Genomic DNA, 18,607 nt, shown 5'->3' with positions numbered 1-18,607 from the left:
GGATTCAGATCGATTTGGATGCGCAATCGGTCGATACGAAATGGTAATGAAACTTGTATCGGTTGCCGGTTTTTGCGTGTTGGTGCAGGCCGGGCGTGATAGCTTGTATGCCACGACGGACACGCAGGGGACGGACGGTTGATCGACAAGCTTGAACTGCTGCTGGCGCTGGCCAAGGAGCGGCATTTTGGACGGGCGGCAGAGGCCTGCGGCGTCACCCAGCCGACCATGTCGACCGGGCTGAAGCAGCTCGAGGAGATCCTTGGCGTGATGCTGGTCCAGCGCGGGTCCCGGTTTCAGGGATTTACTCCCGAGGGCGAGCGAGCGCTGGACTGGGCGCGGCGGATCGTGGGCGATGCCCGCGCGATGCGCCAGGAGATCAACTCGCTGAAGGACAAGCTTTCCGGCGAGATTCGTATTGCGGCAATCCCGACCGTGCTCGGCATGGTGGCCTCATTGACCACGCCGTTCCGCGCCAAGCATCCCGAGGTCCGCTTCAGCATCCGGTCCACGACCTCGTCGGAGGTGCTGGGGTTGCTCGAAAATCTCGAGGTGGATGCCGGGCTGACCTATATCGAGAACGAGCCGATCGGGAAGGTGCGCACCATTCCGCTCTTCAACGAGAGCTACCGCCTCCTGACCGCGCCGGATGCGATGTTCGGCGATCGGGAGGCCGTGACCTGGGCCGAAGTCGGCCAGGTGCCGCTGTGCCTGCTGACACCCGACATGCAGAACCGCCGCATCATCGACCGCGCGCTGCGCTCGGTCGGCGCGGAGGCGACGCCGACACTGACCTCAAACTCGCTGCTGGTGCTGTACACGCATGTGAAGACGGGGCGGTGGGCGAGCGTGATGCCGGCCAAGCTCGCCGAGACGCTCGGCCTCTCCGACAAGGTTCGCTCGATCCCGATCACCGACCCCGAAGTCAATTACAGCATCGGTCTGGTGATCCCGCAGCGTGATCCGATGACGCCGCTGATCGCGGCGCTGGTCAATGTCGCGCGCGAAGTGGCGCCGAGCCTGCAATCATAAGCGTTAGGCCGCGTCCCGGCCGCCGCCTTGATGGCGTCGCGCGGCAGCGTCACGCGGACGACGGTGCCGACTTCGAGCCTGGAGCGCAGCCGCATCGAGCCGCCGTGGAGCTGCGCCAGCGAGCGCGCGATCGCAAGCCCGAGGCCGGAGCCGTGATAGGTCTTGGTGAGCTGGCTCTCGACCTGCTCGAACGGGCGTCCGAGCCGCGCCAGCGAGTGCGGCGCGATGCCGATGCCGGTGTCGGCGATCATCAGCACGATCCTGTCGTCGAGCTGCCGGCTGCGCACCACGATGCGTCCGCCGTCGGGCGTGAACTTCACGGCGTTGGACAGCAGGTTGACAATGATCTGCTTGGTGGCGCGGCGGTCGGCGACGACGGAGATCGATTTCTCGATCTCGGCATCGAGCGTCAGGTGCTTGTCCTGGGCCCGGCCGGAGACGACGCGCAGGGACTCCGCGAGCGTCTGTCCGAGGTCGAGCTCTTCCATGTCGAGCTTCATTCGGCCGGCCTCGATCTTGGACATGTCGAGAATGTCGTTGATGACCTCGAGCAGATAATGGCCGCTGGTCAGGATGTCGTGGCAGTATTCCTGGTACTTTTCGCTGCCGAGCTCACCGAACATGCCCGAGCCCATGATCTCGGAGAAGCCGATGATGGCGTTGAGCGGCGTGCGCAGCTCGTGGCTCATATTGGCGAGGAATTTCGACTTGGTCTGGTTGGCTTCCTCGGCCCGGGTCTTCTCGCGCTGGTATTTCTCGGCGAGGTCGGCGAGCTCGATGGTCTGGCGTTCCAGCGCCGCCTGCGAGCGCTTGAGGTCGATGACGGTGGCACGCAGGCGCAGATCGTTGTCGACGAGCTTCTGCTCGTGCTCCTTGATGCGGGTGATGTCGGTGCCGACCGAAACGTAGCCGCCGTCCTTGGTGCGGCGCTCGCTGATGTGCAGCCAGCTGCCGTCGTCGAGCTGGGCCTCGAAGGTGCGCGCGCCCGGGCCCTGGCTGACGGTCTCGTTGTGGCGGGTCCGGACCTCCGGCATGCGGCCGACTTCCAGCACGGTCTCGTAGGAGGTGCCGGGGATCACGGCGGTGTCGGGCAGCTTGTGCAGGCGCTGGAAGTGCGAGTTGCAGAGCACCAGGCGGTCGCTCGCGTCCCACAGCACGAAGGCTTCCGGAATGGTCTCGATCGCATCGCGCAGGCGAAGGTCGGCTTCCACGGTGCGCTCGGCGAGGCTCTTCTGCTCGGTGATGTCGACCGCGATCCCGATCAGGTGCATGCCGGAATCGCTGGCACCGTGGGTCCGCTCGCAGCGGACGCGCAGCCAGATCCAGTGGCCGTCGACATGCTGCATGCGGAAGGTCTGGTCGATGTGGTCGATCTTCTCGGAGATGAGCTGGTCGGCGATTGCGAACAGGTCGATGTCGTCCGACTTCACCAGCGCGTTGACCTCGCCGAAGGTGAGGAGTTCGTTGCGGCCGTCGAGGCCAAGCATCGAGAACATCGATTGCGACCAGAAGATCCGGCCGCGCGACAGGTCCCAGTCCCACAGCCCGCAGCGGCCGCGGTTGAGCGCGGTGTCGATCCGGCCGCGCACGGCGTCGTTGATGAGGTCGCCTTCGCGGGCGCGGGTCGACTGCCAGTGGAAGGCGAAGCCGAGGATCAGGACGACGAAGCCGGTGGTCGCCGACAGCGTCACCGACAGCGCGGCGTCCGAGCCCCAGATCGGCTCGTTGCGCTCCTGGATCACGGTGACGAGGCCCGGCAGCGACTTGATCGGCCGCGAGGTCGCCATTGCGGCGTTGCCGTTCGGCAGCGGCATGCTGGAGACGTCGTTGTCGCGCGGTGGTGCTGCGAGCAACTGCGCTGTGGTGATCGCATCAAGCAGGCGGTCGTTGCCCGAGGGATCGCTGTCGATCGGAATGCGGGCGAGGATGCGGCGGTCGATTCCGGCCGAGGTGACGACGACGTGGCGGCCGGAGACTCTGGCCCGGGACGGGATCATGTCGGGCACCAGCGTCGGCAGGTTCTCGATGTTCTTGAGCCGCTCCGCGCGCACGGAGGTGACGCGGTCGATGCGCTCGGCGAGCAGTTCGGCGAGGAATGAGATGTCGTTCTGGATCACCAGGCGCTTCTGGCGCGTCTGGTCGACGACCTGGACGAACGCGCCGAGGCAGATCGTGATGAGGAAGGCAATGATAAGCGTCGGCACGGCGCGACGCAGCGCCGGCTCCGCGATCAGGAGCCGATGATAGGCAGGTTTCGCGATCGATTGCGCCAATCCTTTGATCGAATCGGATTGGACGCACGCGTTCGCGGCGTCTGCGCGCGCCATGCCTTCTGCCCCCTGAAAACCTGCTTGCAACACTGGTCGAAAGCAGCCCCACGTCGCTTTCGAATCACAGCGATTTGAATCCAGTTTGCGCAGGCTGTCGAGAGTCAACGAAACGTTAACGCGAAATAATTCTTATCCAATGCAGAGTTTGCGCGCTTCGAGTCCGGTGCGTCATGAGTCCGAAACGAGAACGTGAGACTCCATCACGCGCGTGGCGGTTCGGCGTGACTGATGACGCGCTTCACGCTCGGGAACGCGCGGCGCAGCCTGCGCTCGATCGCATCGACTTGTTCGTGCACCTTGATCACGCTCATCGACGGCGTGGCGCGGCAATGGAAGTTGACGATCTCGCCGCCCTCGGTGTCGCGGACGCGCACACTATGGATGTCGTGGATCTCGCCGCCGGCGGCATATTCGGTGAGCGCGGCGGCGATGGTCTGGACCCGTTCCGGCGCGGCATCGACGCCAAACGGCAGTTCCGGTTCCAGTGGCTCGATATGGACGTCGACCTCGACATCCGCGCCGAACTCCTCCTGGATGTTCTGCTCCAGCATGTTGGCGACCTCATGGGCGGCCTCGAGCTGCATGTCGGCATCGACCTCGAGGTCGATGCCGACGATCAGCTTGGCAACGAGGTCGTGCACCGTGACGTGGTGGATGGCGAGGCCAGAATTACGTGCGATCACCGTGATGCGGTCGCGCACGGTCTCGTTGTCGCGGGCGACCGGCACTGCGGTGAAGGTGAGATCGGCATCGCCGAAGGCCTTGGTGACTGCGGCTTGCGCGTTACGCTTGATCTCCTCGACGCGGTCAATCGGATAGGTCCTGGGCACGTTGACGATGCTGTCGATGAAGGTGGTCGCCCCGACCATGCGCACGCGCAGGCGCTCGACGTCGATCACGCCGGGGACGCCTCGGATCGCGGCGGTGGCTTTCTCCAGTGCGCCCTCAGGCGCGCGGTCGACCAGCGTCTGCACCGTGGAGCTTGCCATCCGCAGGCCAAGAGCCGCGATCATGACCGCCACGACTGCGGCTGCGGCCGCGTCTCCCCACCAGAAGCCGAAGGCTGCGAGAATCAGGCCCACGATCACGGCACATGAGCCCATCACGTCTGATGCAAAGTGCAGTGCGTCGGCGGCGAGCGCCTCGCTTCGGGTCTCCCTGGCGGCACGGTGCAGGGCGCGAGCGCGCCAGAGATTGACGACGATATCGATCACCAGCACCACGAACGGCACGGCCGAAATGGTCGGTGGCGGGGTTCCCTCGCGAAGATGGCTATAGGACTGGACCAGGATGCCGCCGGCGAGCACGTAGAGCAGGGCGGTCACGCCGAGCGCAGAGATGCTCTCGAGCTTGCCGTGGCCATAATGGTGCTCGTCGTCGGCCGGCTTGTCGGAGATCCGCACCACCGCCCAGGTGATGATGGTTGCGACCAAATCGATCGAGGAGTGCAGGGCTTCGGAGATCAGCGCCAGCGACCCGATCGCGATGCCGACCACGAATTTGGCCGCCGCCATGCCGCCGCTGGCCAGGATCGAGATTGCCGCGACCGATGTCTTGTCGTGTTGTCCGCTCATGGCCGGGATGTAGCAGGGCGCTCGCGAACATCAAGCGACGATCGACAGGGCTAGTCGCTAGTGAGTTGCAGGAGCGGGCGGGATGTCATTCCGGGGCGCCCGAAGGGCGAACTATGGTGCGCACTTGCGCACCTGAGAATCTCGAGATTCCGGGTTCGATGCTGCCCATCGCCCCGGAATGACAGCGGCACCTAGAGCGTCACCACGATCTTCCCGAGGTGCTTGTTCGCCTCCATGTGCTCGAACGCCTTGTCGATGTCGTCGAACCCGTAGACCTTGTCGATCGGCAACTGGAGCTTTCGCGACTCGACCGCGGCCCAAATGTCCTTCCTGACTTCGTCGAAGATCGCGCGGACCTCCTCGATGGTGCGGGTGCGGAAGGTGACGCCGATATAGGAGATGCGGCGGGCGGCATGCAGGTCGAAGTTGAAGTCGGCATGGGTGCCGCCGAGCCGGCCGACATTGACGATGCGGCCCAGGATCCTGGTCGCGGCGAGGTTCTGGTTGGCGACCTTGCCCGAGACCTGATCGACGATGAGGTCGACCCCTTCGCCGCCGGTGGCGTCAAGCACCTCATCGACCCATTTGGGATCGGAGGAATCGACGGCGAGGTCGGCGCCATATTCCTTCAGCCGGCCGCGGCGATAGGCATCGGTCGAGGAGCCGATCACCATCTTGGCGCCCTTGAGCTTGGCGATCTGCATCGCCATCAGGCCGACGCCGGAGCTCGCGCCCTGGATCAGCACGGCTTGCCCGGGCTGCACGCCGCCGACGGTGACGACGGCGTTGTGCATGGTCGCGAGTGCGACGGGGAGGGTGGCGGCCTCCTCGAAATTCATGTTCGAGGGGGCGCGGAACAGCCGGCCGTGGTCGGCAAGCGTGTACTCCGCGAACGCTGCGCCACCCGAGCCCATGATGCGGTCGCCGACCTTGACGCCCTTCGCATCCGGTCCGAGCTCGGCGACTTCGCCGGCCCATTCCATGCCGAGCACGGTCCCGGCGCCGCCGGCGGCGCCATGGGCGTGACCCCTGCGCATGCCGGTGTCGGCGCGGTTGAGACCACAGGCGCGCACGCGAACCAGCACTTGCGTGCCCTCAGGCTTTGGTTGAGCGACGTCGGAAATCCGAGCGCCGTCAGGATCATAGACATAAGCCTTCATGAATGACTCTCGCTTCTTGCAGTGATTATTCCGCCGCTTGCGCGTTTGGTTGAGCGATCATGCCTTCGAGCCGGCTGCGAATGATCGCCTCAGCTTCGCGCACGATGCGGGAGATCAGCTCGCCGCAGCTCGGGATGTCCTGGATCAGGCCCTGCACCTGGCCCGCCGACCAGATGCCTTCGTCCGAATTGCCTGTCGCATAGACCATCTTGCCGCGGGCGCCGGCGACGAGCTCGCGGATGTCCTCGAACCTGGCGCCTTCCTTCTCCATCGCGACGACCTTGGTCGAGATCTCGTTCCGGGCGACGCGCGAGGTGTTGCGCATGGTGCGGAAGATCAGCTCGGTCTCGTGCTCGTCATTGGCGACGATCTTCTCCTTGATGAGCTGATGGATCGGGCTCTCCCTGGTCGCCATGAAGCGGGTGCCCATGTTGATGCCCTCGGCACCGAGTGCAAGGGCGGCGACGAGGCCACGAGCGTCGGCAAAGCCGCCGGAGGCGATCATCGGGATCTTGACCTTGTTGGCGGCGGCCGGGATCAGGATCAGGCCGGGGGTGTCGTCCTCGCCGGGGTGGCCGGCGCATTCGAACCCGTCGATCGAGATGGCGTCGACGCCCATCCGCTCGGCCGACAGCGCGTGGCGGACGCTGGTGCATTTGTGCACGACCTTGACGCCGTGCTTTTTGAACTCGTCGACATGCTCTTGCGGCTTGTTGCCGGCGGTCTCGACCACGGTGATGCCGGCTTCGATGATGGCAGCGCGGTATTCGGCGTAAGGCGGCGGCTTGATCGCGGGCAAGATGGTGAGGTTGACGCCAAACGGCTTGTCGGTGAGGTCGCGGCAGCGCGCGATCTCCTTGGTCAGGTCCTCCGGCGTCGGCTGGGTCAGCGCCGTGATGAAGCCGAGCGCGCCGGCATTGGCAACGGCCGCGACCAGCTCGGCGCGTCCGACCCATTGCATGCCGCCCTGGACGATCGGGTGCTCGACGCCGACGAGCCTGGTGAACCGTGTCTGCAACATCTCTGTTTCCCCCGCCTGCGTGACAGGCCCTGTTACCGGTTGATGGCGGGAGGATGCCGCCGGGGTCTGGAAAAGTCTATTAGCGGGGCGTGCAGTGAGGGCGGGGTGCCATGCGGGCGGTGAGGGTGATTCCGCGGGGCGGATAATTGGGCGCGGGTCCCCACGAGAGCGACCGCCGGGCTGCTGAAACAACGTTCGAGCCCGGCTGCATCAACACCGTCATTGCGAGCGCGGCGAAGCAATCCAGATCTTCTCCGCGGAAACAGGCTGGATTGCTTCGCTCCGCTAGGAAGAAACGGCTGATGGTTTAGCGTCAGGCGGCCTCCGCGATGGGCTGGAGTTGGACGGTGAAGCCCAGCTTTTTGAGGCGCGCGACGAGGCGGCTTGCTTGGACCTCCGTGGGCCGGCGGTCGAAGTAAGCAGCGCCGAGGTCGCGGTGCTCCGTGCCGTCTTTGAGGATGTGGTAGATTGCGGTGAGGATCGAGGCAGCGACGGCGCAGATAGCCTTTTGCGGCCCGCGCTTGGCCTGCAAGCGGAAGAACTGCGCCCGGTAGTAGCTGTTCTTTGTGCGCTTGGCAGCCCAGGCACATTGAATGAGCATCGTCTTGAGCCACGGCGCGCCCTTGCGCAGGCGCGAGGACTTGCGCTTGCCGGCGCTCTCGTTCTGTCCGGGACACAGTCCGGTCCAGGCGACGAGATGGCCAGCGGTCTGGAAGCGGCTCATGTCGGCGCCGATCTCGGACAGAATGGCCGGCGCCGCCACCGCGCTGACCCCGGGAATGGTGGTCAACAATCCGATCAAGTGGCGAAAGGGGATCTTGCCACCGTTGACCTCCGCTTCCATGCACTCGATCCGCTGAGCGATTTCGACATCAAGCTTGCGAATCGTCTCATCCAGGCCATCCCGCTGCTGCAGATGAAGCGCGAGCAGAAAGCGGTGGTGATCCGTCAGCCGCCCGTGCAACGCGTCGTAGAGCTCCTTCGGCGAGGCCTTGATCTGCTTGCCGGCTAGCTCGGCCAGCTTGTTGGGCTGCCGCACGCCCTCAATCATCGCCTGGATGATCCGCCGGCCGCTCGCGCCCATGATGTCGGAGATCACTGAGCCAAGCTTGATGTTGGCTTCTGCCAGCGTCTTCTCGATCCGCTGCACGTGCCGCGTCTGCTCGCGAACCAGCTGCTTGCGCGTCCGCGTCAGCGCGCGCAACTCCTGAACCTCCTCCTCCGGAATGAAGCTGCCCTTGATCAGCCCGCAGGCCAACAGATCGGCGATCCACATCGCATCGTTCATGTCGGTCTTGCGTCCCGGCACATTCTTGATGTGCGCGGCATTGGCGACGATCAGTTCAAAGGCGCCTTCGCCCAGGATTCGGAACACTGGCATCCAGTAGACGCCCGTCGCCTCCATCGCCACATGCGTGCACCGGCTTTCTTCCAGCCACCTTCGCAGCTCCCCAAGCTGTTCAGTCGCGGCTGCAAAGGTCCGGCACTCCCGCTGCGCCTTGCCGTCGACCATGATCCGCACACAGGCCACGACCGTGTCCTTGTGCACATCCAGGCCAGCCACCCGCTCGTACAGAATATCCATGCTGCTCTCCTCAACAGTTCGCGCCGGCGGCATAGGCGCCTGTCAGAAAAGAATGCTAGGAAGCGTGCTCCAGGGCCATGTTGCCCCTCCGCGCCAGTGTGGGTCATCCAGGCAACCCGGGTCCAACTCGCAACCGGGCTCTCACGCACCAGAGAGTAATCGACCTCTTTGCCGACGGCGCCCCAATCTACCGCCTCTCTCCACCCCCGAAAAGTTTCATCCAGCGCGCGTCAGCCCCTCAATGCTGGTCCCAACTCGCAATGACGGCGTGGTTGGGGCGAGCAGCTACTCCGCCGACAGCCGCACCATCTGGCGGCCGCCGTTCAAATCTTTCAGGCTGTTGACGAAGTTTTCCGGGCGCTGCCAGCGATAGGGGACCTTCAGTCCCATGTACTCGGCGATGTCGCCGATGAAGCCGGTGCAGTTGGTGGTCTCGGCATTCCAGACCGGCGAGCTTTCCTGCAGCTTCCTGATGTAGGCGAACACGCGCTTGGCGTCGGCCTCGTTCAGATAGACGCGATAGCTCGCGGTCAAATAGTCCGGATCGAGATCGCCATAGCTCGCGCCGGTCTCTGATGGCACCCAGGTGAGGTGACCGAGCACGTAACTCCAGGTGTCGCCCTTGGGCGTGAGGCCCGCGACGTCGACGGCGCGTTCGCTGGTCTTGCCGTACCAGACGAACGCGTGGCCCCAGCTCGCCGCCGTCCGCGCGCGGAAGTCCACGTAGTACGGACCTTTCTCCGCCTCCGCTCGCGCGACGGGGCGCCGCGTTGATTGCGGCGCCTGTCGCGATGAGGAGTCGGTCGTAGCAAGCGCATTTGCATCGGCCATGCGCTTGTTCGCTTCGTGGGCCGAGGCCGAGGACATCATGCATGCGATCATGGTCGCAAGCGCGAGCCCTGCAAGGATGCAGGATCCCGATCGATCAGGTCTATTCGTCACGCTTTGCCCCTCGACTGTCGGCGCTTACGCAAATTCCGTGTGTCGTCCGCTAACGCCTCAGTAGCGCGCCGCGACCGGGCCGGGCGCCTTGCCGATCGGGGCCTTGCCAATCGGGCTCTTGCCAATCGGCATCTTGCCGATCGGGGCCTGCTCGGCCGGATAGACCGGCACGGGCTGGCGGCGCGGCAAATCCGCAGCGTTCGCAGCCGTTACCAGAGCAAGCGTCGCACCCAGAACAATTACAATCTTCTTCACAGTCACACCCCTAGCAGGTTTGGTCCAAACACGGCGTCGCCGTGCCCCCAGACACGCCTCACAGAAGGGCGGCGGAATGCGACCACAGTGCGGCATCCCTGCGACATGTTGGCGGCATTGATCGGGCGCGCGGAGATGTGAGATGTGTCGAAATGTTTCGGTGTGATGCGTGCCCTCAACGGTCGGCGCTGAGGCGGAAATGCATCTCGATTTTCGCTGGCGAGGGTTCGCTCGCAACGCGCCAGGGCGAAAAGCCGGGCGTGGGATCCGGATCGGACGGAAGATCGATCGACCAGCGCTGCGTGGGCACGTCCGGGAGTGTCAGTCTGACGGCGCGGTGGCGCGTCTTGTACATCAGCAAGGTCCAAGCAATGATCGCGCGGCGATCGCCATCATGGGCGCGCCAGTTGGCGGGTAACATCGGATCCGCATACCCTCTCGCTTCCTCGATTTCGATGTGAACGTCCTCCGGGTTGTCCGGCAGGCTCATGCCGGGGGGAAGCCGAAACTCGATTGCGAGCGTCATGAAGCCGTGACTGAGATTGGGCGAGCGGATCAATTCGTACCATCCCCAATAGCCAAGGATTGCCACGATGAGCACAACGGTGGCGGCAAAGGGGAAGGAGAGTGGCGTCGCGCGGTGAGGTGCGGCATCGGAGGTTTCCGCAGGCGCTTGTGGCGCTGCGCTCCGGACGAGGCCGAAGCGCACGAACAGCAAGATGCCCGCGATCAGGCCGACCACGCCGCCGATCGGGCCGATGTCGAAGAAGGCCCCCATGGCGATGCCGCCATCGCGATCCGGTCCCGCCAACACGACGACCAGCGCGGCAAGGCCGGACCAGCCGGCGAGTGCGCCGAGGAGACCGGACAGAAAGCCGAGGACGAAGCGCATGAGCAATTGGTCGCGCGGAGATCAATCGCGGTTCGAACCGATCCGCCGTTCGGCCTTCACCCGATCCGGTTCAGGCTGTTGCGGATGGTCGAGAAGATGCCGCCGATGTCTTTGCGCAAGCCATCGAGCGCGTTGAAATTCTCGAAGATCCGGGCGAGGCGGTCTTCGACCTCGCGCTTGCTCTTCGTCAGCCCGTCGACGCGCGAGGTGAGCGTGACATCGCCATTGGCCTCGATCTCGCCAACGGTTTTGGCCAGGAGATCGCGGGTGGAGCTGACGTCGGTGATCATGGCCTCGATGCCGAACGCCGGCGCCTTCAACGGCACGAGATCGGCCTGGGATTTCGACAGCTCCGCCTTGAAGGCGTTGAGCGTGGCCAGCGTCTCCTGCAAGGCGCCGAGGCGCTGGCGCGACTGGAGGACAAAATCGTTCAGCGCGTTCTGGCGGTCGACGAGCGTCTTGCCGTCGGGATCGGTCTCGACGTCGGCGAGCGAGCGGTCGAGCTGGGCCTGGCGCTGGCCGAGCTCCTCGAAATCGAGCCGGATCGCTTTGAGGATGTTGGCGCTGTCGTCGATACGCGCCAGGCGCTGCTCGATCTCGATCTTGTTCTTCGACAGTGTCTCGACGCGTGCGCTGAGCGGCGCCTCGCCGCCGATCTCGATCTCGTCGAGGGTCTTGGCAAGACGGTCATGGCTGAGGCTGAGCTCGCTGATCAGGGCGTTGATGCCGGCGTCGGATGAGCGCAGCGGCGCCAGCTCGGCGTGGGATTTCGCCAGATCTTCCTTGTACTGGTTGAGCGTCGAAAAGGTGTTCTGCACCGCGTTGACCCGGCCCAGCAGCGTCGATACGTCGCCGGCGATGTCCTTCAGCCGGTCGGCGAGATTGTTCTTGCGATCGTCGGTCTCGAGGTCGAGCAGCGAGCGTTCAAGCTGGTTCTGGCGGTCGCGGATCTCGGTGAAAACGGGTTCGACCGCGCGGCGCTGATCAGCGACCTTGCCGACCATCTCGCGCAGCAGCTGCTGGCCGCGGCGGATCTCGGCGAGCTGGTCGTGCATGTCGGTGGACTGGTTGCGGCCCTGCTGGAGCAGCGCGCGCTGCTCGGTCTCGCCCAGCTTGTCATGCAGTGCGGAGACGGCCTCCCTGGGATCGCTCTCGATCAGGTGCTGGACGGTGGTATCGAGATGATTTTGCAGGGCGTGGGCGACGACGACGTCTTCCCGGGTCTTCTTGAGGCGGTCGCGCAGCTTGTCGAGGCGCCGATCCTGGCGCGAGAGCCGCCAGGCCGAGGCGCCGATCAGCACCAGCCCGACGAGCAGAATCGCGCCGATAGCGATGCGCTGCGGCATCGGCTGGCCCGCAAACAGGGCGGGCAAATGGGTGATATCGTAACCAAACGCCTGCGGGGCGAGAAACGCGATGGCGGCGAGCAGGACAACCCAGGCAACCAGGAAAAACAGCCACATCGTGACGTCCCCACGCCGACACACATTTTCGCCATGATTGCTATTGGAGAGCGGAACCGAGATCAAGGGCAGGGCGGGTTGCCGGACGCGTTTGGGGGCGCAATCCACGGCTGGTTGCGTCAGCCGCTCGGTGAAGGGCGGCGCGAGGAATGTCGGGTTCTCCCGACATTGGGGGGCTACGGTCCTGCGGTTGCGGCTACAGCCGAAACTCGTTCGTCAACTCCCCGATGCCGTCGATCGCCACCGTCACCGTGTTCACCGGCTCTTTCATGACGCCCACGCCGACCGAGGTGCCGACGGCAATGAGATCGCCGGGGAACAGGGTCATGTCGTGGGAGATCTTGCTGACGAGCTGCTGCGCGCTGAAGATCATGTCCACGATCGGATAGTTCTGCCGCTCCGCGCCATTGAGGATGGTGCGAACGGTGAGTTTTGCGGGATCGAGGCCGGTCGCGATGACCGGGCCGAACGGGCCGTAATCATCGATGCATTTGGCAGGCCACAATTCTTGTAAACATATCAAGAACATATGCAAGGGCGCGCGATACTTGCGTTATTGAGGGCAAAAAGCTGTGGAAGGCCCTATTGCGACCGTCATATGGCGTCCTCATATGATATTCGTATGAATTAATTAGGAGCTCTTGTCCCGATGCCCGATCTGCCAGCTCTTACGACTGAGCTTTATAGACTTTTGGAGCCGCACGAGCCTGATGTGCGCGACCGCGCGATCAGGGCGGTGATGGTGATGTTGGGGGCAGTACCCCAGGTCGCCGTTTCGCCTTCGCCCGAATTGCCAGACGACGATCATGATGGACCTCCGCTTGCGCCGAAGGTGAAATCGTGGATGCGCGCCAACGGCATTACTCGCGAACAGATTAGTCGTGTCTTTCACATTGAAGGCGGTGCTCCAGAAGTATTGCCGCCTGAAGCGCCCGGCAAGAACGGCAAGGAAAAGACGATCAATGCCTATGTGCTTGCCGGCATCGCCGCATTTCTACAGACGGCCGAGACGAGATTCGATGACAGGACCGCGCGTGACGTTTGCCGCGCTATGGGCTGCTTCAACGAGGGCAACCATGCCTACTATCTGAAGGGAAAGGGCAACGTGCTCGGCGGTACCAAGGATTCCGGCTGGATGCTGACCGGTCCAGGGCTGAAGCTCGGCGCGGAGCTCATCAAGAAGTTGGCGGGTGAAGAATGAGCGGGGGGATCAAGCTATGACAGCGAGCACCGACGAGAAACTCGATGCGATATTGGAGGCGATCAAGGGACTCGACGCGCGAGTGACACGGATTGAAGCGGGCAGCAGCGCTGCTAGCGTCAGCCGCAATGCTGCGGCGGGTGGATCGAAGAAGCGGTCGGTCAAGGAATTCCTGCTTGAGAATCCGCCGGCGACGGACATTCAGCGCACTTTGGGAATTGGCTATTTCCTGGAAATGCACCTCGGGATGTCGTCCTTCACTAGGGCCGAGCTTGAAAAAGGCTACAGCGACGCCAAAGAACCAATGCCCTCGAACATCGGCGTGAACATCAGGCACTGCATCAAACAGGGCCACCTGATGGAGCCTGACGAAAAGAAAAACAACAAGACGGCCTACGTTGTCACTCGCAGCGGCGAGCAATTCGTCGCGGGTGGATACAAGAAGCCCACCGGCGGCAAGTAATCGATGACCCTGTCAATTGGCCGAATTCCTCCTGACCTCAGCGCCAAGCTGATTGAGGAATACCTTGAAATCAAGAAGCGGTTCGCCATGAATGACTGGGGGCCGGGACAGTTGAAAGGCGGCCGGTTTGCGGAGGTGGTGCTGCGGATACATCAGCATCTCTTGAGTGACTCAGTGACCCCGTTTGGAGTTGACATTCCCGCTGCTGAGAAGACACGGATCCTGAATAGGGTGACAAGCGAAGGAACGATAGACGATCACATACGTCAAAAGACGGTTCCGTTGGTTCGCTTGTTGCTCGACTTCCGGAACAATCGAGATGCTGCGCACCTTGGTGGATTCGATGCGAATAGCATGGATACGCATTTCGTTTTGACAACCACCACTTGGATACTGTGTGAGTTTGTCAGGGTCTATGGTGGTTACGCGATGTCCCAGGCCCAGGAGATCGTCGATGGGCTCTCGGCGAAGGAGTACCCGGTAATCATCGAGCGTCAAGGTGAGCTGTTTATTGCTCGCCACGATCTCACTGCAAAGCAAGAGGTGCTGGTTTTGCTATCGAGGAGTGCAAACGCTAGCGCCGCATTCTTGGAATCAAAAGTTGGCGACAGCAATAAGTCTCGATTTCGACGTAACCTCCGAGAAATGGTGGATGAGAAGCTGATCGGCCAAGCGGCCAACGGCGACTACTTCGTATTGCCGAGAGGGCAAGCGTTGGTGACCAAGAATTCGCTACTTACGTACAGACCGTGATATCGTGCTTCGAGCTGTCGTTCCGACAATGCGATGAGTTCGCTGCTACAGCCGAAACTCGTTCGTCAACTCCCCGATGCCGTCGATCGCCACCGTCACCGTGTTCACCGGCTCCTTCATGACGCCGACGCCGACCGAGGTGCCGACCGCAATGAGATCGCCGGGGAGCAGGGTCATGTCGTGGGAGATCTTGCTGACGAGCGCTTGCGCGCTGAAGATCATGTCCGCGATCGGATAGTTCTGCCGCTCCGCGCCATTGAGGATGGTGCGAACGGTGAGTTTTGCGGGATCGAGGCCGGTCGCGATGACCGGGCCGAACGGGCCGTAATCGTCGATGCCCTTGGCGCGGGCCCACTGGGGAAAGGTGGGATCGCTGGTCAGGATGTCGTTGGCGGTGATGTCGTTGACGCAGGTGTAGCCGAAGATGAAGCTATCCGCTTCGGCTGGCGAGACGCGCGCGCAGGTCTTGCCGATGACGATGCCGAGCTCACCCTCATAGGTCGTCTTGCCGTCGTAGTAGGACGGACGGCGGATCACGGCGCCTGGCGTCGTGATGGTGGTGGTGGCCTTCAGCAGATAGAGCGGCTCCGGCGGCTCGGGCTGATTGAGTTTCGCCGCGAGCGCGTGAAAATTGTTCCAGAGCGCGACGATCTTGCTGGGCGCGCAAGGCGCGAGCAGTTCGACCTCCGCCAGCGCCAGCGTCTTGCCGGTGGCTGCATGGCGGCCGAACATCTCGCCTTCATGGACGCTGATGTCCGATGCGGTCAGCGTGCCGAAGCCGGTGGTGCCGGCGTGGCGGAAGCGGAGCCACTGTTTGATCTCGCCCGTCATCACGCCACCGCCAGTGCACGAGGATCTGATGGCGCGGAGACGCCGTCATAGAGACCGGCGACGCGGGCGCGCTGGGTCACCATTGCCAGCACAGAGTCGAGTGCCGGCGTGGGGATCTTGGTCAGGCGGCCCATCTCCTGCACCACGGTGACGAGCGGGTCGATCTCCATCGGGCGGCCGCGCTCGAGATCCTGCAGCATCGAGGTCTTGTGCGCGCCGACCTTGCGGGCGCCCTCGATGCGGCGCTCGACGTCGACGCGGAATTTGACGCCGAAGGTTTCGGCGATCGCTTGCGTCTCCATCATGATCGCGCGCGACAGCGCCCGCGTGGACGGATCGGTGCAGATCACGTCGAGCGTGGCATGCGTCAGTGCGCTGATCGGGTTGAAGCAGACATTGCCCCAGAGCTTGAGCCAGATCTCGTCGCGGATGCGGTCGAGCACCGGCGCCTTCAGGCCGGCCGCGACGAAGAGATCGGCGAGGCGCTGCACGTCGCTGGTGATCTCGCCGGAGGGCTCGCCGAGCGGAAAATTGTTGCCGTAGACGTGGCGAATCACGCCGGGCGCCTCGATCTCGGTGGCGGGATAGACGATGCAGCCGATCGCGCGTTCGGCGCCCAGCTCGCGCCATTGCCGCCCGCCGGGATCGATGCTCTCCAGCGTCGAGTTCTCGTAATTGCCGCCGTGCTTGTGGAAGTACCAATAGGGGATGCCATTGACCGCGGTGACGATGCGGGTGTGCGGCCCGAGCAGCGGCTGCATCTTCTCGATCACGCCGGTGATCGAATGCGCCTTCAGCGTGACGATGACGTAGTCCTGCACGCCGAGCTCGGCCGCGTTGTCGGTGCAGCGGGGACGGACGGTGTGCTTTTCCTCGCCGGCGAGCAGCGTCAGGCCGTGCTCGCGCATCGCGGCCAGGTGTGCGCCACGTGCGACCAGGCTGACATCGGCGCCTGCGCGCGCCAGCTGCACGCCGAGATATCCGCCGATCGCGCCGGCGCCGTAGATGCAGATCTTCATGAAATCCTCGCGGGAGTACCGGAATTTTGGGACGAAAGATCCGGTCCGGCTCGGATGTCTCCGAGCCGGGGCCGGTAGTCGCAGGGGAAGAGTGCCGCTTCAGGCGGCTGCTTGCGGCGTGCCGTTGAGCGCTTCGTCAATCGCAGTCGCGATGTCGCGCATGCTGATGACGGAGACGAGGCTGTAATCGTCGATCACGGGCAGGTGCCGGATGTGATTCCGGTTCATCAGATGCCTGACGTGCTCGATCGTGTCCGAGGAGGTGCAGGAGACCAGCTGCTGCACCGAGACCAGCTGCGAGACCTTGACGTTGACGGCGTTGGCGCCGTGCTCGGCGACCGCGCGCACCACGTCGCGCTCGGTGAACATGCCGACCGCGGTATTTCCTTCCGAGCGGACCACGTCCTTCACCACCAGCGCGCTGATGTTGTTGGCCCGCATCAGCTTGGCGGCGATACCCACCGTTTCGTTCATTCGCACCGTGACAACGCGCGGCGTCTTCTTGCGCAGAATGTCTCCGACCAGCATTGCAACCTCCCTGGGTGAATGACGGACCGAGTTTGGTATACATAATGCCAATCGTCAAGCGCTCGATTTGGCTGATCCGAAAATTCTTGCGGCAGGAATGCTGACGTTTGTCGTCGCGGCACAAAGGAGACAAAGAAAAAGGGGCGCATCGCTGCGCCCCTTTTGACCGATCTAAAAGCGTGTGGTCGCTACGCTGCTTCGGTCTTGGTGGTGGTGGCCGCGGTGTCGATGCTCTCGGCTTCCTTGCCCAGGATGAAGGAGCGGCGCAGCGGCTTGATCACGAACAGCGCCATCAGCGCGGCCGTCGCGTTCAGCGCCACTGCCACCACGAACACGGCCTTCCAGCCATAGGCGGTCGAGATCACGCTTGCGAGCGGGACGAGCAGGGAGGCGGTGCCCTTCGCTGTGTAGAGCATGCCGTTGTTGGTGGTCGCGAACTTCGAGCCGAAGGTGTCGCCGCAGGTCGCGGGGAACAGCGAGTAGATCTCGCCGAACACACCGAAATAAACCGCGGTGGCCAGCACGAACACGAGCGGAACATGGCCATAGGCCGACAGCGTGAGCAGCATCAGCGCGGCGGTGCCGAACGCGATGAACATGGTGTTCTCGCGGCCGATCGTGTCGGAGACGAAGCCGAAGAACGGGCGGCCAAAACCATCGAAGATGCGGTCGAGCGAAATGGCGAACGTCAGTGCCGCCATCTGGAAGCCGGCGAGCGTGACCGGCGTGTCGGCGATCTTGAAGTCGTGCGCGATCGGCGCGATCTGCGCCGCGGTCATCAGGCCGCCGGAGGCGACCATCACGAAGACGAGGTACATCACCCAGAAAATAGGGGCGCGCAGCACCTGCGGCGGCGTGAAGTCGATCTTGGTCTGCGGCAAATTGAGCTGCTTCTTCTTCGGCGGGATCGAGATCCGCGGCGGCTGGATGAAGAAAGCGAGCACGAACACGATCACGCCCTGGCCGATGCCGAAGGTGAGGAACGCGTGCTGATAGCCGCTCGCGACGATCATGGCCGCGATCGGCACTACGGTGAGCGCGGCGCCCGCGCCGAAGCCGGCGGCCGTTGCACCCGCGGCGAGGCCGCGGCGATCGGGAAACCATTTCAGCGCGTTGCCGACGCAGGTGCCGTACACCGCGCCCGCGCCCATGCCGCCGATGACGGCTGCGGTATAGAGCAGGGGAAGCGAATCTGCGTAGGAGTTGAGCACCCAGGACAGCGCGATCATCACGCCGCCGAACATGATGACGATGCGCGGGCCGTATTTGTCGACGAACCACGCCTCGACCGGAACCAGCCAAGTCTCGGTGACGACGAAGATGGTGAAGGCGAGCTGGATCGCGGCGCGACCCCAATGGTGTTCGTGATCGATCGGATCGACGAACAGCGTCCAGCCATATTGCAGGTTCGCGATCATCGCCATGCAGACGATGCCCATGGCGAGCTGGAGCCAACGGAAACCGGTTCGTAGGGGCGCAGCGGTCACCGCGCCGTCCATGCTGGACATCATCAACAACCTCCCAAGCGCCTGTCTGGTCGCGACACTGCTGCCCATAT

16 protein-coding genes and 2 pseudogenes are annotated in these 18,607 nt (G+C 63.7%); 4 read left to right on the top strand and 14 right to left on the bottom strand.

Annotated elements, in window-relative coordinates; all coding sequences use genetic code 11:
* Positions 1-138: 138 nt before the first annotated feature.
* On the top strand, positions 139-1,032 hold the full coding sequence (locus JJC00_RS26435) for a LysR family transcriptional regulator (protein ID WP_200468800.1): 894 nt from the start codon (positions 139-141) through the stop codon (positions 1,030-1,032).
* 14 nt (positions 1,033-1,046) lie between these two features.
* Here JJC00_RS26435 and JJC00_RS26430 read toward each other — a convergent pair.
* The 10 genes and pseudogenes from JJC00_RS26430 to JJC00_RS26385 all read right to left on the bottom strand — a co-directional run.
* A pseudogene (locus JJC00_RS26430) lies at positions 1,047-3,359 on the bottom strand (PAS domain-containing sensor histidine kinase); the annotation flags it as partial.
* Positions 3,360-3,562: 203 nt separating this feature from the next.
* Positions 3,563-4,936, bottom strand: coding sequence for a cation diffusion facilitator family transporter (locus tag JJC00_RS26425; protein ID WP_200468799.1), 1,374 nt, complete (start codon positions 4,934-4,936; stop codon positions 3,563-3,565).
* Positions 4,937-5,127: 191 nt separating this feature from the next.
* Positions 5,128-6,096 carry a quinone oxidoreductase family protein gene (locus tag JJC00_RS26420; RefSeq protein ID WP_200468798.1) on the bottom strand — a complete coding sequence of 323 codons (969 nt, stop codon included), beginning with the start codon at positions 6,094-6,096 and terminating at the stop codon, positions 5,128-5,130.
* 25 nt (positions 6,097-6,121) lie between these two features.
* The gene (locus JJC00_RS26415; protein WP_200468797.1) at positions 6,122-7,117 is read right to left on the bottom strand and encodes an NAD(P)H-dependent flavin oxidoreductase; all 996 of its coding nucleotides are present in this window, start codon (positions 7,115-7,117) and stop codon (positions 6,122-6,124) included.
* 313 nt (positions 7,118-7,430) lie between these two features.
* A complete protein-coding gene (locus JJC00_RS26410) occupies positions 7,431-8,702 on the bottom strand; it encodes an IS110 family transposase (protein ID WP_200473943.1) in 1,272 nt (423 codons plus the stop codon).
* A 285-nt stretch (positions 8,703-8,987) separates the two neighbouring features.
* Entirely contained in the window at positions 8,988-9,644 is a 657-nt protein-coding gene (locus JJC00_RS26405; RefSeq protein ID WP_200468796.1) for a hypothetical protein, read from the bottom strand.
* A 57-nt stretch (positions 9,645-9,701) separates the two neighbouring features.
* Positions 9,702-9,905 carry a hypothetical protein gene (locus tag JJC00_RS26400; RefSeq protein WP_092188913.1) on the bottom strand — a complete coding sequence of 68 codons (204 nt, stop codon included), beginning with the start codon at positions 9,903-9,905 and terminating at the stop codon, positions 9,702-9,704.
* A gap of 169 nt (positions 9,906-10,074) precedes the next feature.
* A complete protein-coding gene (locus JJC00_RS26395; RefSeq protein ID WP_200468795.1) occupies positions 10,075-10,791 on the bottom strand; it encodes a hypothetical protein in 717 nt (238 codons plus the stop codon).
* Between the two features lie 56 nt (positions 10,792-10,847).
* Entirely contained in the window at positions 10,848-12,254 is a 1,407-nt protein-coding gene (locus JJC00_RS26390; RefSeq protein WP_200468794.1) for a hypothetical protein, read from the bottom strand.
* A 196-nt stretch (positions 12,255-12,450) separates the two neighbouring features.
* Positions 12,451-12,750, bottom strand: a pseudogene (locus JJC00_RS26385) (fumarylacetoacetate hydrolase family protein); the annotation flags it as partial.
* Between the two features lie 153 nt (positions 12,751-12,903).
* Here JJC00_RS26385 and JJC00_RS26380 point away from each other — a divergent pair.
* From JJC00_RS26380 to JJC00_RS26370, 3 genes are read left to right on the top strand one after another with little or no spacing between them, the layout of a single operon-like run.
* Positions 12,904-13,455 carry a hypothetical protein gene (locus JJC00_RS26380; protein ID WP_200468793.1) on the top strand — a complete coding sequence of 184 codons (552 nt, stop codon included), beginning with the start codon at positions 12,904-12,906 and terminating at the stop codon, positions 13,453-13,455.
* 16 nt (positions 13,456-13,471) lie between these two features.
* Complete coding sequence (locus tag JJC00_RS26375) at positions 13,472-13,918, top strand: hypothetical protein (protein WP_200468792.1); 447 nt, start codon at positions 13,472-13,474, stop codon at positions 13,916-13,918.
* Between the two features lie 3 nt (positions 13,919-13,921).
* A complete protein-coding gene (locus JJC00_RS26370; protein ID WP_200468791.1) occupies positions 13,922-14,671 on the top strand; it encodes a hypothetical protein in 750 nt (249 codons plus the stop codon).
* Between the two features lie 45 nt (positions 14,672-14,716).
* Here the strand turns inward: JJC00_RS26370 and JJC00_RS26365 are convergent, their stop codons facing one another.
* The 4 genes from JJC00_RS26365 to oxlT all read right to left on the bottom strand — a co-directional run bounded on the left by JJC00_RS26365 (position 14,717) and on the right by oxlT (position 18,560).
* Complete coding sequence (locus JJC00_RS26365; RefSeq protein WP_200468790.1) at positions 14,717-15,502, bottom strand: fumarylacetoacetate hydrolase family protein; 786 nt, start codon at positions 15,500-15,502, stop codon at positions 14,717-14,719.
* Positions 15,502-16,521 carry a 2-dehydropantoate 2-reductase gene (locus JJC00_RS26360; protein ID WP_200468789.1) on the bottom strand — a complete coding sequence of 340 codons (1,020 nt, stop codon included), beginning with the start codon at positions 16,519-16,521 and terminating at the stop codon, positions 15,502-15,504. The genes JJC00_RS26365 and JJC00_RS26360 overlap by 1 nt, the downstream gene beginning before the upstream one ends.
* 99 nt (positions 16,522-16,620) lie before the next feature.
* Positions 16,621-17,049: a CBS domain-containing protein gene (locus tag JJC00_RS26355; protein ID WP_200468788.1), complete on the bottom strand. Its 429-nt coding sequence runs from the start codon at positions 17,047-17,049 to the stop codon at positions 16,621-16,623.
* A gap of 188 nt (positions 17,050-17,237) precedes the next feature.
* Positions 17,238-18,560, bottom strand: coding sequence for an oxalate/formate MFS antiporter (gene oxlT, locus JJC00_RS26350; protein WP_200468787.1), 1,323 nt, complete (start codon positions 18,558-18,560; stop codon positions 17,238-17,240).
* Positions 18,561-18,607: the final 47 nt, after the last annotated feature.

The organism is Bradyrhizobium diazoefficiens (assembly GCF_016616885.1).
GTDB classification, from domain to species: domain Bacteria; phylum Pseudomonadota; class Alphaproteobacteria; order Rhizobiales; family Xanthobacteraceae; genus Bradyrhizobium; species Bradyrhizobium diazoefficiens_F.
This window is presented reverse-complemented; position numbering and strand designations above follow the sequence as displayed.